Here is a 12640-nt window from a genome sequence, read left to right as displayed (position 1 = left end):
CGGTACTGTGCTTTCCGTGCGTAACCGAGCGATCACCGCGGTAACTGTCGCAGTGGCGGCAGTGCTTTCCGGGTGCGCCGTCGCGCCTGCTCAGCCACCGGGGAAACCCGCGCCGAGCCTGCCGGCGGATTCGATCGCTTACGACACGCTGCCGGTCATCACGAGCAGGCCGAAGCTGTTCCCTGGCGACTGTTCACAGCTCGAAAAGAACCCGCAGTTGCTGGCCTCCCTCGGCGGCAGTTCGCCGATGTACAACCCGTATGCCAAGGCCTGCGTCCTGAAGCGGTCGGCGGGCACGCAGGTCGAGATCGGCTCGATGGACCCGGACCAGCGCATCCCGGAGCCGTGGCCCGGCTGGTGGAAGGTCTACGACTACAGCGTCCACCACTTCCGCCGGATGCTGGTGCTGGACCGCTACTACGCGGTTTCCCAGCTCCAGGGATACGGCTGCGTGGTCGCGGTGAACACCGGCTCGCTGCAGGTCGTCACGGTCCGGGTCGGCACCGAAGCGGGCCGCGGACCGGTCCCCGGCGACAATCTCGACGTCGACCGCCAGACTGCTCAGCAGTTCTGCCCGGACGCGCAGAAGGCCGCCGAGGACTACCTGAACACGGTCGACCCCGGCGGCGGCTCGCTGGCCGGCTGACCCGCGGTCACGCCGCTTCTCGCGTGCCCGCCCGCCAGATCGCGACCCCGGCCAGGCCGATCCAGACCACCAGCGACGTCGCCAGCGCGACCGGTCCGTGCTTGGCGATCCCCGCGAGCTGCCGCGCGGGTTCGGCCGGATCGACCCATCCCGCGTAGTCGATGCCGCTCTGCAGGAACACGAACAGCAGCGACAGCAGGACGTAAGCGGTGATCGATCCGGCGGTGTTGGGGATCAGCCAGCCGATGGCCACCGCGAGCAGGGTCATGCAGAACCCGCCGAGCAGAATCGTCGCGACCATCGCGCCCGGCCGGGCGTCGAGCAGGAACTGCGTGTCGTATCCGTCGAGCTGGCTGCGGTAGTAGGTGAAGGTCATCAGCAGGTTCAGCCCGGAGGTGACCAGCCAGACCCCGATCGCGATGGTGGCCTGCGCGAGCACGTAGCGCAGCCGCGACGGTTGGGCGAGCAGAGTCGGCTGCGCGCTGCGGTAATGCCATTCCGCGGCGATCAGTTTCACGAGCACGACGTTCATCAGCACCGCGCCGAGCCGGATCGTGAGGAACACCGGCAGCAGCTGCTTGTCGAGCGTGTAGTCGCGCAGTCCGCCCTGCAAGAACAGCAGCGACAGCGCCACCAGCAGGATCGGCGCGGCGATCACCAGGATCTTGTCCGCCACCGTCGCGGTCATCTTCCGCAGTTCGACGCCCACCACGGTGCCGAACGACGCGCGCCGCTGAGCCGGGGCCTGCCACGCGGGCGCCTGCGCCGGGATCATCGGGCTCCTCCGGTGAGCCGGAAGAAAAGCTCTTCCAGGTTCTGCTGTTCCTCGCGCAGCTCCAGCACCTGCACGCGGGCGCCGAACGCGAGGTCGGACACCTGTTTCATCGGGGCGGCGACGGACACCCCGTCCACGCTGGTCTGGCGCAGTTCGAGCCTGGCCTGGCTCAGCGCGGAGGTCAGCCGGGGCAGATCGGCGGTGCGGATGAGCGTGCGGGCCGGTCCGGCGAAGCTCTCCAGCGGACCGTCGGCGACGACGCGGCCCTGGCCGATCATCACCACGCGGTCCGCGGTCTGGTCCACTTCGGACAGCACGTGGCTGGACAGCAGCACGGTGCCGCCGCGCTGGGCGTACCCGCGCAGCAACTGCCTGGTGGAGCGGATGCCGTCCGGGTCGAGGCCGTTGATCGGTTCGTCGAGGATCAGCACCGGCGGATCGCACAACAGCGCCTGCGCGATGCCGAGCCGCTGCCGCATGCCGAGGCTGTACTTGCCGATCCGCCGGTTCGCCGCGTCGGAGAGGCCGACCTGCCCGAGCACCTGGTCCACCCGGGCGGCGGGCAGCCGCATCAGTTTCGCGGCGTTGCGCAGGTGATGCCTGCCGGTGCGGCCGGGGTGCACGGCGGACGCGTCGAGCAGCACGCCCGCGACGTGCGCCGGGTTGGGCCACTCGCCGAAGCGGCGGCCGGCGATGGTCGCGGTGCCGGACGTCGGCGTGGTCAGGCCGCAGATCATCCGCAGCGTGGTCGATTTCCCGGCGCCGTTCGGTCCGAGGAACGCGGTCACCGTGCCCGGCCGCAGGCTGAACGACACGGTGTCGACCACGCGGCGTTGGCTGTAGACCTTCACCAGCTCTTGGACGTGCAGCAACCCGTCCCCCTCCCCGTTCTCCCGCTGGCAGGAGTTTGTCACACGCTGTGGCCGCCCGGGTGCGGAATCGAACCGCCACGGCCGAAAGACGCCAGCTTCGCCCGTCGTCCGGCGCTTCGATGGTTGAAAGCGAAACAAACGGAAAGGACGGACATGAACCTCGACGGCAAAGTGGCGCTGGTGACTGGTGGGAGCCGCGGAATCGGTGCGGCGACGGCACTGCGGCTCGCCGAGGCTGGGGCGGATGTGGTGCTCACCTACGCGGTGAATGCCGAGCAGGCGGCGGAAGTGGTCGACCGGATCAAGGCACTCGGCCGGCGTGCGCTCGCGGTCGGCGCGGACAACGCGGATTCAGCGGCGGTCGAAGCAGCGGTGGAAGCGGCGGTCGCCGAGTTCGGGCGATTGGACGTGCTGGTCAACAACGCGGGCGTCGGTTTCGTCGGGCCCCTCGAGCAGACCGGGATGGACGACGTCGACCGCGTGCTCGCGGTGAACGTGCGCGGGGTTCTGGCCGCGACGAAGGCGGCGGCCAAGCACCTCGGCGAGGGCGGCCGGGTGATCACGATCGGCAGCTGCGTGACCGATCGCGTGCCGGGGCCGGGAATGGTGCTGTACGCGGTCAGCAAGTCCGCGATGGTCGGGCTGACCAAGGCGCTGGCCCGCGAACTGGCCGCGAACGGCGTGACGGTGAACCTGGTGCACCCGGGACCCACCGACACCGAAATGAACCCGGCCGACGGCCCGTACGCCGCGGACCAGGCGTCGATGACCGCGGCCGGCCGGTACGGCAAGCCCGCGGAAGTGGCCGACACGGTGGCGTTCCTCGCCTCGCCGGCCAGCGCGTACGTGACCGGCTCGACCATCTCGGTCGACGGCGGCCACGCGGCCTAACCGCTGTAGAGGCCGACGTCGCGGGCGAGGTCGGTGAGCATGGCCTCGAACAGCACGTCCGGCTTGGACACCGGGATCGGGTAGTTGCCGAACACCTCGAGGGTCACGTGGCCGTAGAGCCGCGCCCAGAAGGTGATCATCAGGTAGGTGAGCCCGAGGTCCAGCTTCTCCGGCGGGATCTCCCGCCCGGACTCCTTGAGCACCGTCAGCAGGTCCTGCTGGAACGCGGTGAGGTCGTCGCGGAGTTCGGGCGGGACCACGTCGTTCGGCGGCATGACCAGGTCGTGCTGGGCGAGCACGTGGCCCGCCGCGGCGAGGAAGATCTTGCCGAACGGCTCGTCCAGCCTGCGCAGCGCGCTGCCGGTCGCGGTGCCGGTGGCCCCGGTCGGCGACGCGAACACCAGCGTGAATTCCTTGGTGTGGGTCAGCGCCCAGCGGCGGAATCCTTTGCAGATCTGGAACAGCTGCAGCAGGCCCTCGTCCTTCAGCTCCGCGATGTCCTCGGCGATTTCGGCGGCGAGGTCGGTGCAGACGTCGAGGCGGAGGTTCTCCAGCAGGTCGTCGCGGGATTCGTAGTAGCGGTACAGGGCCGGTGCGGTGATCCCCAGCTCCCGGGCGATGGCCCGCAGCGTCACGGCTTCCGGGCCCTGGCCTACCAGCAGTTTCCGCGCGGTCCGGCGGATGTCCGATTCGGTAGCCGCTCGCGCGCGACCCCTGCGTGTGGGGCTGCTCATTTGGGCAGTCTAGGTGGTCTGGACACCGATTTAGGCGCTGGCGCGCGAATCGGGTCGGTGCCGACGCCGATCACTCGGGGGGCTACGTGATCGGCGCCGGCGACCCGATGCCCTCTCCGGTGCGCTTCCGGTCGGGGCAACGTCATCGGCTCAAGGCCAGTGACGCTCGAAGAAGAGCGAAGGCCGCCGCAGAAGTGACGCCTGGGGGATACGGATCCCCCGATCGAGTGACGGCCGGACGCTGTTCCGCCTGATTGTCGCACTGAGCGCCAAGAAAGTTACAAACGCTTTCACTTTCGGGCACGGATGGCGGAAAGGACGGGTCGTGGCAGAGTAGCGGTATGAGTGCTGCGGTACTGGTAGTCGGGTCCGCGAATGCCGATTTGGTGGTGCCGGTCGACCGTCGCCCCGGCGGCGGCGAGACGGTGCTGGGCGGCGACACCGCGTTGTCGCCGGGCGGCAAGGGCGCGAATACCGCGGTCGCGGCGGGAAAACTCGGCGCGGACGTCGCGTTGCTCGGCGCGGTCGGCGACGATCCGTACGGTCGAATGCTGCGGGATTCGTTGTCGAATGCAGGTGTCGATACGCAATTCGTTCGGACTGTTGATCGGCCCACCGGAATCGCCTACATCACCGTGACTCCGGACGGGGAAAACTCAATCCTCGTCTCCCCTGGCGCGAACTCCGCGCTGGAACCCGGGGACATCGCCGACGAGGCGCTGGAGGGTGCCGGTGTGCTCGTCGCCTCGCTGGAAGTGCCGCTGCCGACGATCGAACGCGCGGTGGTGCGGGCACGCGAAAAGGGCGTGCGGGTGCTGCTGAACCTCTCCCCGGCGGCCGAGGTTTCGCCGGAAACGCTGGCCGCGCTGGACGTTTTGCTGGTCAACGAGCACGAGGCGGCCTACCTGCTCGGCTCGGCGGACGTTGACCCGCGCAAATTGCTCGAACTCGGCCCGCGGGCAGCCGTGGTCACGCTCGGGGCCAAAGGCGCGGCGGTGATCGAGGGCGACAAGTCGACAACGGTCGAGTCGCCCAAGGTGGCAGCGGTCGACACGACGGGCGCGGGCGACGCGTTCGCCGGTGCGCTGGCCTCGGCCCTCGCCGACGGCGCTGACCTGGTCGAAGCCGCCGAGCGAGCGGTGAAAGTCGCCGCGGTGACCGTGACGAGGCATGGTGCTCAGCCGTCGTATCCGACGGCCGCCGAGCTGGAATGAGCCGCGCCCGGGCCGTGTTGTGGCTCACGTGGGCGATTCGTTCGGTTCGGCGTGGTGGCAGGGGTACGCGACCCGGTTGCGGAGGATTGCGGCAGCGCGTGATCCGCTCGCGTTGATGCCGCTCGACGAGACGCTCGCCGCGCTGGGGCGGACGGCGGAAACCTATGAGGGGCTCCGCAAGGTCCCGGTTGACGGCGTAGTGGGGTCTCTCGCGCGTGCCGAGGATTTCGACCGGTTGTTCCGGCCCCGCAACCGCGCACTGCGGGAGCGCTGGCGGGCGATCGCCGACGCCGTCGGGGAGCTTCCGCCGGTGCGGCTCGTGCGGCTGGGCGACATGTACTTCGTGGAGGACGGGCACCACCGGATCGCGCTGGCCAGGGTGCGCGGCGCGGAGACTGTCCTCGCCGAGGTGCGGTCGGTCTGCACGGTCGCGTTCGCGATGCGCTGCCTGACGCTGGCGGATCTGCCGTCGAAGCGGGCCGAACGGATGTTCCTGGAACGGGTCCCGCTCGCCGACGCCGACCGGACCGACCTGTGGCTCGACGACCCGGCTGACTGGTTCCGGCTCGCGGACTCGGCGGAGGCGTGGGGTTTCCGGCAGACTTTGCGGGGCCGGGTGCTCCGCGACCGCGCGGAACTGGCAGGCGCCTGGTGGCACGAGGAGGTGCGTCCGGTGGTCGAACGGGTGCGAAATCGGGAAACGGGTGCGGCGCCCCGGGAGATCGCCGTCTACGTGAGCTATGGTCTAGACCATGTCTGAGAGTGCCGCCGCTCCGGCCGAGTCCGCTGTCGCTTCCTCGCTGACCGGGGTCGCGGTGAGCCCCGGACGCGCGAGCGGACCCGTCGTGCGGGTCGCCGAGCCGCTCGGGGAACCCGCCAGCACGCCCGCGCCGGACGACCCGGCGGCGGAGGCGGCCCGGATCGAACCCGCCGCGCAGGCGGTCGCCGCGCGGCTGGAAGCGCAGGCCGAGGCCGCGACCGGCGAGGCCGCGACGATCCTCATCACCACCGCCGCGATGGCCGCCGACCCGGCGCTCGCCGCTCAGGCTCAACAGCTGGTGACGGCGCGGAACCTACCCGCGGCCCGCGCCGTCTACCAGGCCGCCGAAGGGTTCGCCGACGCACTGGCGGCCGCCGGCGGGTACATGGCCGAGCGGGTCCGCGACGTCCGCGACGTGCGCGACCGGCTCGTCGCCGAACTGCTCGGCGTCGCCCCGCCCGGGGTGCCCGAGCTGTCGTCGCCGAGCGTGCTCGTCGCCCGCGACCTCGCGCCCGCCGACACCGCGGGGCTCGACCCGGCGAAGGTGCTCGCGCTGGTCACCGAGGAGGGCGGCCCGACAAGCCACACCGCGATTCTCGCGCGGGCGCTGGGAATTCCGGCGGTCGTCGCGGTGCGCGGCCTGCTGGCCTCCGACGCGAAGGCGCTGTCGGTCGACGGCGACACCGGCGTGCTCGAGGCAGTCGACCCGTCCGCGCCGATCGTCACGGCCGCCGCTTCGGGCCCGGCTGAGTGGAACGGCGTCGGCGAGCTGTCCGACGGGCACCGGGTGAAGGTGTACGGCAACGTCGGCTCCCCAGCCGACGCGCAGGCCGCCGCGGACGCGGGCGCCGAGGGCGTCGGGCTGTTCCGCACCGAGTTCTGCTACCTCGACGCGCCGGCCGAGCCGTCCGTCGAAGAGCAGCGAAAAGCTTATGCCGCAGTGCTTTCGCCGTTCCGCGGCAAGCCGGTCATCGTGCGCACGCTGGACGCGGGCGCGGACAAGCCGCTCGCGTTCCTGTCGCCGGACGACGAGCCGAACCCGGCGCTCGGCGTACGCGGCCTGCGGATCGCGTTCGACCGGCCTGAGGTGCTCGACCGGCAGCTGGAAGCCATCGCGGGCGCGGCGGAGGATTCCGGCGCGGAGGTTTCGGTGATGGCCCCGATGGTCGGCACCGTCGAGGAAGCCGCGTGGTTCGCCGAGCGCGTGCGCGCCGCCGGGATCGCGCGGGCGGGCGTGATGATCGAGATTCCCGCCGCCGCGGTGTTGGCGCAGGAGATTCTCGGCGTGGTCGATTTCGTGTCCGTCGGCACCAACGACCTGGCCCAGTACACCTTCGCCGCGGACCGTCAGCTCGGCGCGGTGGCGAAGCTGAACGACCCATGGCAGCCCGGGTTGCTGCGCCTGCTGAAGCTGATCGGCGACGCGGCGGAAGCGACCGGCAAACCGGCGGGCGTGTGCGGCGAGGCGGCGGCCGACCCGCGGCTCGCGCTGGTGCTGGCCGGGCTCGGCCTGACCAGTCTGTCGATGAACGCCCCGGCGGTCCGCGCGGTCGGCGCGAGCCTGGCGACGGTGTCTCGCGAGAAGGCCCGCGAGATCGCGGCGGCGGCGCTCGCGACCGCCGATCCGGCCTCCGCGCGCAAGGCGGTCGCGGACGCCGTTTCCTAGCAGGGGGACGCCGGACCCGGGAGAGAGATGGGGTACCGGATCCGGCGCCGGACGCTGGTCAGCCGAAGATGCCCCGCCGAGGGTGGCGGATGACCAGCGAGCCTCCGTGGATGCGGCCGGTCAGCACGTAGCGCGGGGTGCCCGCGCGGCCGTTGCTGCCGGTCTTGTCGTCGAGCGAACCGAACTTGATCTCGGTGATCGAGTTGTAGTCCACCGCCGCGTGCTGCGGGATGATCAGCTCGACCGAACCCCACTTCGAGTCGAGTTCGATCTGTACCACCGGGGTGGCGACGCGGGCCTCGGTGAAATCGAGTTTGGTGCTGCCGTACTTGTTGCGCACCACCATCGCGGCCGGGACCTGCCACGGGCCGCTGCGCTGCAGTGACGAGTACTTGGCGTTGAGCTCGAGCCGCCTGCCGAGCCCGTAGTTCGGGCCGTAGCCGGGCGGTTCGGGCAGCGGCGCGTACTGCGGCGCCGCGCCGGGGTGGACCAGCCCGGGCAGGTCGGCGAGAACGGCGTTGAGGTCGCCCCTGGTGCGGGCCGCGAGCGCCTGGTCGGTGCGTTCGGTGAACTCGTCGAGGGTGAGCATCCCCTGCCCGATCGCCTTCTGCAGCACTCCGACCACGTGTTCGCGCTCGTCGTCGGACACCCGGATGTCGCGCTCGGTCAACGGCTTGGTCTCGGTCGCGGGCTGCGCGGCGATCGTCTCTTCCTCGGCCATGGCTTCGATGGTAGAACTCGATTTCCGCTGGCAGATCGGGGAAAAACCCTGAACGGACCCGTACTCCGCGCGACGGTCGCCCTGGCCGCGGCCTGCTGCCTGCTGACCGCCTGCACGAGCGGCGCCCCGGTACCGGCTCCGGTCACCTCGTCGGCGCGTCCGACCCCGACCACACCCCCGCCGACCGGCCTCGACGGCGGCGTCGCCACCGGCGGCATCGGCGTGGAGTTGGTGCTGGCCACGTCGCCGCCGACGGTGTTCGACGCCGATTCGGGCCTGCGCGGCACGCTGCCCGGCGTTCCCGGCGGGCAGCGGGTGGTGTCGGTGCTGCGCGTCGGCCACACCCCCGTCGTGCTGACCGGGCCGATCTGCGCGCAGGGTGCCTGCGACCCGGCCGAGGTGTACGTCTACCTGGGACTTTCGACCCCGCGGTCCCTCGGTAAAGCGGTGAGCGCGGCCCCGGGCGCGGACGGTGCCAGCGTGTGGCTGATCCGCCAGGACGGCCCGGACCTCTGCCGGTTGGAACACGTCGCGCTCACCGGTACCTCGTTCGGAAGGGGGTCCGTGGCGTCGTGCCACACGCTCGTCCGGGTGGAGACGCCGCACGGGTTGCTGATCACCGTCGGCGGCGGCACCGCGGAGACCGTCGACGTCCTGATCGACCCGGCCACCGGGCGCACCGTGCAGCAGTCGCCGCGCATCCTCGCCGCGGCAGGCGACCGGCTCGTCCTGGGCGGCCTCACCGATCTGACCGTGCTCGACCTGCGCGGCGGAGCGCGGAAACCGGTGACCCTGCCGGTGCCGCAGGCCAATCCGTACGTGCTGCCCAGCCGGGACGGCACCGTCGCCGCGGTGGATTTCGGCACCCCGTCGTTCGCCGGAACCGGCACGCAGACCCGCGATCTGTGGCTGTTGAACCTGACCGACGGCACCTGGCAGCAGGCTCCGTCGATGCCGTACACGACGGAAAACCTGAAGCATTCCGGCCTGGAATGGACGGAGGCGGGCGACCTGGTCCTCGACGACGGGGTGATCGCGGCGTGGCATCCCGGCGAACCGGCCTGGCGGCTGGGGAAGGCGAAACTCGCTGCGGCGCAGCAGGAAGCCGGGGTCGCGACCTCTTGACTCAGTCCTCGTCCAGCCCGTGTTCGATCGCGTATCGGGCCAGCTCAACCCGGTTGTGCAGCTGGAGCTTCCGCAACGTCGACTGCACGTGGTTCTCCACCGTCCGGTGTGACAGGACCAGCCGTTCCGCGATCTGCCGCGCGGTCAGCCCCTTCGCGACCAGTCGGAGCACGTCGGTCTCCCGATCGGTGAGCCGCGGCGGTTCCGGCGCGCCGTCCGGAACGTCGGCCATCCGCCGGTACTCGCCGAGTACCAGGCCCGCCAGCCCGGCGGTGAACACCGGATCGCCGTCGGCCGTGCGGCGCACCGCGTCCACCAGCTCCGTCGCGGACGCAGATTTCACCAGGTAGCCCGACGCGCCCGCCTTCACCGCTTCCAGCACGTCGCTGTGCTCGCCGCTGGCCGAGAGCACCAGTACGCGCGTGTCCGGCGCCGCCGCGGTGATCTCGCGGGTCGCCTCGACGCCGGACGTGCCGCCGAGGTTCAGGTCCATCAGCACGACGTCAGGACGTACCGCGCGTGCGATCCGGATCGCCGCCGGGGCGTCCGGGGCGGTCGCGGCCACCTCGAACCCGTTCTCGCTGAGGTCGCGGGCCACGCCGTCGCGCCACATCGGGTGGTCGTCGACCACCATCACCGAGATCGTCCGTTCCGTCATCGCCCGTCCCTCATCGTGGCTGGCACCCGCACTTCCCATTCCGTGCCCCGGCCGGGAGCGCTGTCCAGCTCCGCGGTCCCGCCGAGGTCGGCCACCCGGCCGCGAATCGACTTCACTACCCCGAGCCGGCCCTCGGCCGCCGCTCGTTCCAGCCTGCCGCCCTCGATGCCCGGTCCGTCGTCGCGGACGCTCACCACGACCTCGCCGCCGAGGTCTTCCAGCAGTACCCAGGCGTGTGCGTCCGGACCAGCGTGTTTCTCCACGTTGGCCAGCGCTTCCCGGGTGATGGCGACGAGTTCCTCGGTGACGTGCGCGGGCAGGTCCACCGTTCCGGCCGGCGTCGAGACCTGCACCGATGTGGTCGCCAGCAGCTGCAACGCCGAACGGAGGTCCGCGGTGTCGCCGGACCGCGTCGGTTCGCTGGTCACCAACGCACGCAACGCGATCTCCTGCTCCCCCGCGAGCCGCGCCAGCTCCGCTGCTTCGCCGCCTACTTCGAGACCGCGACGCCGTACGCGCGCGAGAACCTGAAGCACACCGTCGTGAATCGAGCGCGCAAGCCGTTCGCGCTCGGCCGTCGCTGCTTCGGTGCGAAGGGCACGCGCGAGTGTCTCGGCGGAGCTACGCGCGAGCGTCGCCGCCATACCGACAAGGAGACCGCTCGCGCACAACAGCACACCGTCACGGATGACGTCGATGTCGACGTGCCAGCGTGCGACACCAGTACTTACCGCCACGACGAGGCCCGCCGATACGCCGCAGCGCGCGCCGAAGCGCGTTGCCACCGCGATCGGCGCTACCGCTGCCCAGACCGTGGTGATCAACGGCGTAGTCGCGTTGGCGAACTGCGCGTCCGACAGGATCCACGGCGACGTGAGCAGGAGCGCTGTGGTGAGTACGAGGTCGAAGATCACCAGCCAGCGGTGCCGCCCGTTCTCGCGCATGTACGCCAGACTCGACACGACAGACCACACGGCCATCACTCCGATGACGAGCCACGCCAGCCACGCCCGCTGGAAGCCCGGGTGGTGTGCGATCGCCACTGCCAGCGCGAACAACCACGTCACGACGCGCAGCACCACGACACCGCGCCACAGCGGTGCCGCCGGATCCCGGATGGAACGAACGGTCACTTCTCGTCTTCGCCGGAGCCGGCGTCCTCGTCTTTCTTGTCCTTGCTGGACTTTTTGCCTTCGGCCTTGTCCGGCGCGTCGTTCGGGTACGCGGCCTTGCTGTGCAGCGCGTCGACCGTCGCCGGATCGGGATCGTGTTCGTGCAGCAGCGACCGGACCCCGGCGTTGAGCACGGCCAGCAGCGGCACCGCGAGCAGCGCGCCCGCGATGCCCGCGGCGACCAGGCCGGTGGCGATCGCGAGCACCACCGCGAGCGGGTGCAGCCGCACCGCGCGGCCGAGCAGCAGCGGCTGCAGCACATGGCTTTCCAGCTGCATCACGCCGATCACGATGGCCAGCACGACCACCGCGCCGATGACGCCCTTCGACACGAGCGCGATCAGCACCGCGACGCCGCCGGTGATCAGCGCGCCGATGATCGGGATGAACGCGCCGAGGAACACCAGCGTCGCCAGCGGGATCACCAGCGGCACGCCGACGATCCACAGCCCGATGCCGATGCCGACCGCGTCGACCACGGCCACCGCGGCCGTCGCGCGGATGTAGCTGACCAGCGACGCGAACCCGCGCCGTCCCGCCACGTCCACCCGCGAGCGCACCCGCGTCGGCACGCCGCGCACCAGGAACGACCAGATGCCGTCGCCGCCGGCGAGGAAGAAGATCGTGACGAAGAGCGTCAGCACGAAGCCGGTGAGGATCTCGCCGACGGTGCCCGCGGTGGTCAGCGCGGTGGTGGTGATCGACGCCTGGTTGTTCTGCAGGAAGCCGATCGCCTGGTTGATGAAGTCCTGGATCTGCTCCTGGCGCAAGTGCAGCGGACCGTTGATGAGCCAGTCCTTGATCTGGTTGAGGCTCGTGGTCAGCTGCTGCTGCAGTTCGGGGAGGCCGCTGGAGAACTGGGTGATCACGAACGTCAGCAGCCCGCCGAGCACCGCGAGCCCGGCCACGAGCACGATCGCCGTGGCGAGGCCGCGCGGGAAGCGGATCCGCACGAGCCGCGACACCGCGGGGGCCAGCAGCGCCGAAAGCAGCAGCGCGATCGACACCGGCACCACGACCGACGCGAGATAGCCCAGCAGCCACACCACCGCGTACAGCGCGGCGATCACCACGATGAACCGCCACGACAGCGCGGCGGACACGCGCAGGCCGCGCGGGATGAAACCGGTGACGTCGGTGACTGGTTCGGAAAGGGACGGTTGTTCGCGTTGTCCGCGCCCTGGCTGGCTCACGGGGTCAACCGTATCGGCCCTGTCGACGAAAACCGGGCGGATCGCCCAGCCGGCGGCGCGAATCACCGCTTCGCCGGTGCCGCGCGAACCGACTCGGGAGTAACCCGCCGTCTTCTCCGGGGATGACCCATCGTGAGACCCGGCCACACTCTGTGTTGTTCACACGATGGTGGCATCAAGCCGTGTCAAGGATGCGCGACGGGTCGGAAATTT

General features: G+C 70.7%; 13 protein-coding genes. 6 read left to right on the top strand and 7 right to left on the bottom strand.

The window, feature by feature from the left end; translation table 11 throughout:
* Window positions 1-16: 16 nt before the first annotated feature.
* The gene (locus ABZX37_RS04255) at window positions 17-646 is read left to right on the top strand and encodes a hypothetical protein (protein ID WP_354735840.1); all 630 of its coding nucleotides are present in this window, start codon (window positions 17-19) and stop codon (window positions 644-646) included.
* A gap of 7 nt (window positions 647-653) precedes the next feature.
* Here the strand turns inward: ABZX37_RS04255 and ABZX37_RS04250 are convergent, their stop codons facing one another.
* Both ABZX37_RS04250 and ABZX37_RS04245 read right to left on the bottom strand, forming a co-directional pair.
* Window positions 654-1421: a hypothetical protein gene (locus ABZX37_RS04250; RefSeq protein WP_354735838.1), complete on the bottom strand. Its 768-nt coding sequence runs from the start codon at window positions 1419-1421 to the stop codon at window positions 654-656.
* Entirely contained in the window at window positions 1418-2293 is an 876-nt protein-coding gene (locus tag ABZX37_RS04245) for an ABC transporter ATP-binding protein (RefSeq protein ID WP_354735836.1), read from the bottom strand. Before ABZX37_RS04245 ends, ABZX37_RS04250 begins: the two co-directional genes overlap by 4 nt.
* Window positions 2294-2446: 153 nt before the next feature.
* Here ABZX37_RS04245 and ABZX37_RS04240 point away from each other — a divergent pair, with 153 nt between their 5' ends.
* On the top strand, window positions 2447-3184 hold the full coding sequence (locus tag ABZX37_RS04240) for a 3-oxoacyl-ACP reductase family protein (protein WP_354735834.1): 738 nt from the start codon (window positions 2447-2449) through the stop codon (window positions 3182-3184).
* Here ABZX37_RS04240 and ABZX37_RS04235 read toward each other — a convergent pair.
* Entirely contained in the window at window positions 3181-3918 is a 738-nt protein-coding gene (locus ABZX37_RS04235) for a TetR/AcrR family transcriptional regulator (RefSeq protein ID WP_354735832.1), read from the bottom strand. The two genes, ABZX37_RS04240 and ABZX37_RS04235, sit on opposite strands and share 4 nt — an antisense overlap.
* A gap of 341 nt (window positions 3919-4259) precedes the next feature.
* Between ABZX37_RS04235 and ABZX37_RS04230 the strand changes: the two genes are divergently transcribed.
* The 3 genes from ABZX37_RS04230 to ptsP are packed head-to-tail and all read left to right on the top strand — an operon-like array spanning window position 4260 to window position 7558.
* A complete protein-coding gene (locus ABZX37_RS04230) occupies window positions 4260-5132 on the top strand; it encodes a ribokinase (RefSeq protein ID WP_354735830.1) in 873 nt (290 codons plus the stop codon).
* A 28-nt stretch (window positions 5133-5160) separates the two neighbouring features.
* Window positions 5161-5892 (top strand): hypothetical protein, encoded by a 732-nt coding sequence (locus ABZX37_RS04225; protein ID WP_354735828.1) that lies wholly within the window; start codon window positions 5161-5163, stop codon window positions 5890-5892.
* Window positions 5885-7558, top strand: coding sequence for a phosphoenolpyruvate--protein phosphotransferase (gene ptsP / locus ABZX37_RS04220; RefSeq protein ID WP_354735826.1), 1674 nt, complete (start codon window positions 5885-5887; stop codon window positions 7556-7558). Before ABZX37_RS04225 ends, ptsP begins: the two co-directional genes overlap by 8 nt.
* Before the next feature lie 58 nt (window positions 7559-7616).
* On the opposite strand, the gene ABZX37_RS04215 is transcribed toward ptsP, so the two are convergent.
* Entirely contained in the window at window positions 7617-8279 is a 663-nt protein-coding gene (locus tag ABZX37_RS04215) for a DUF1707 domain-containing protein (protein ID WP_354735825.1), read from the bottom strand.
* A gap of 222 nt (window positions 8280-8501) precedes the next feature.
* Between ABZX37_RS04215 and ABZX37_RS04210 the strand changes: the two genes are divergently transcribed.
* Complete coding sequence (locus ABZX37_RS04210) at window positions 8502-9404, top strand: hypothetical protein (protein ID WP_354735824.1); 903 nt, start codon at window positions 8502-8504, stop codon at window positions 9402-9404.
* A 1-nt stretch (window position 9405) separates the two neighbouring features.
* On the opposite strand, the gene ABZX37_RS04205 is transcribed toward ABZX37_RS04210, so the two are convergent.
* The 3 genes from ABZX37_RS04205 to ABZX37_RS04195 are packed head-to-tail and all read right to left on the bottom strand — an operon-like array spanning window position 9406 to window position 12427.
* A complete protein-coding gene (locus ABZX37_RS04205) occupies window positions 9406-10062 on the bottom strand; it encodes a response regulator transcription factor (protein ID WP_354735822.1) in 657 nt (218 codons plus the stop codon).
* Window positions 10059-11195 carry a DUF5931 domain-containing protein gene (locus ABZX37_RS04200; protein WP_354735820.1) on the bottom strand — a complete coding sequence of 379 codons (1137 nt, stop codon included), beginning with the start codon at window positions 11193-11195 and terminating at the stop codon, window positions 10059-10061. Before ABZX37_RS04200 ends, ABZX37_RS04205 begins: the two co-directional genes overlap by 4 nt.
* Window positions 11192-12427, bottom strand: coding sequence for an AI-2E family transporter (locus tag ABZX37_RS04195; RefSeq protein ID WP_354735818.1), 1236 nt, complete (start codon window positions 12425-12427; stop codon window positions 11192-11194). Before ABZX37_RS04195 ends, ABZX37_RS04200 begins: the two co-directional genes overlap by 4 nt.
* Window positions 12428-12640 lie beyond the last annotated feature (213 nt).

It is taken from the genome of Amycolatopsis sp. NPDC004079, assembly GCF_040610415.1.
Classification (GTDB): domain Bacteria; phylum Actinomycetota; class Actinomycetes; order Mycobacteriales; family Pseudonocardiaceae; genus Amycolatopsis; species Amycolatopsis halotolerans.
The sequence above is the reverse complement of the archived record's forward strand: the minus strand, read 5'-3'. Positions and strand labels throughout refer to the sequence as shown.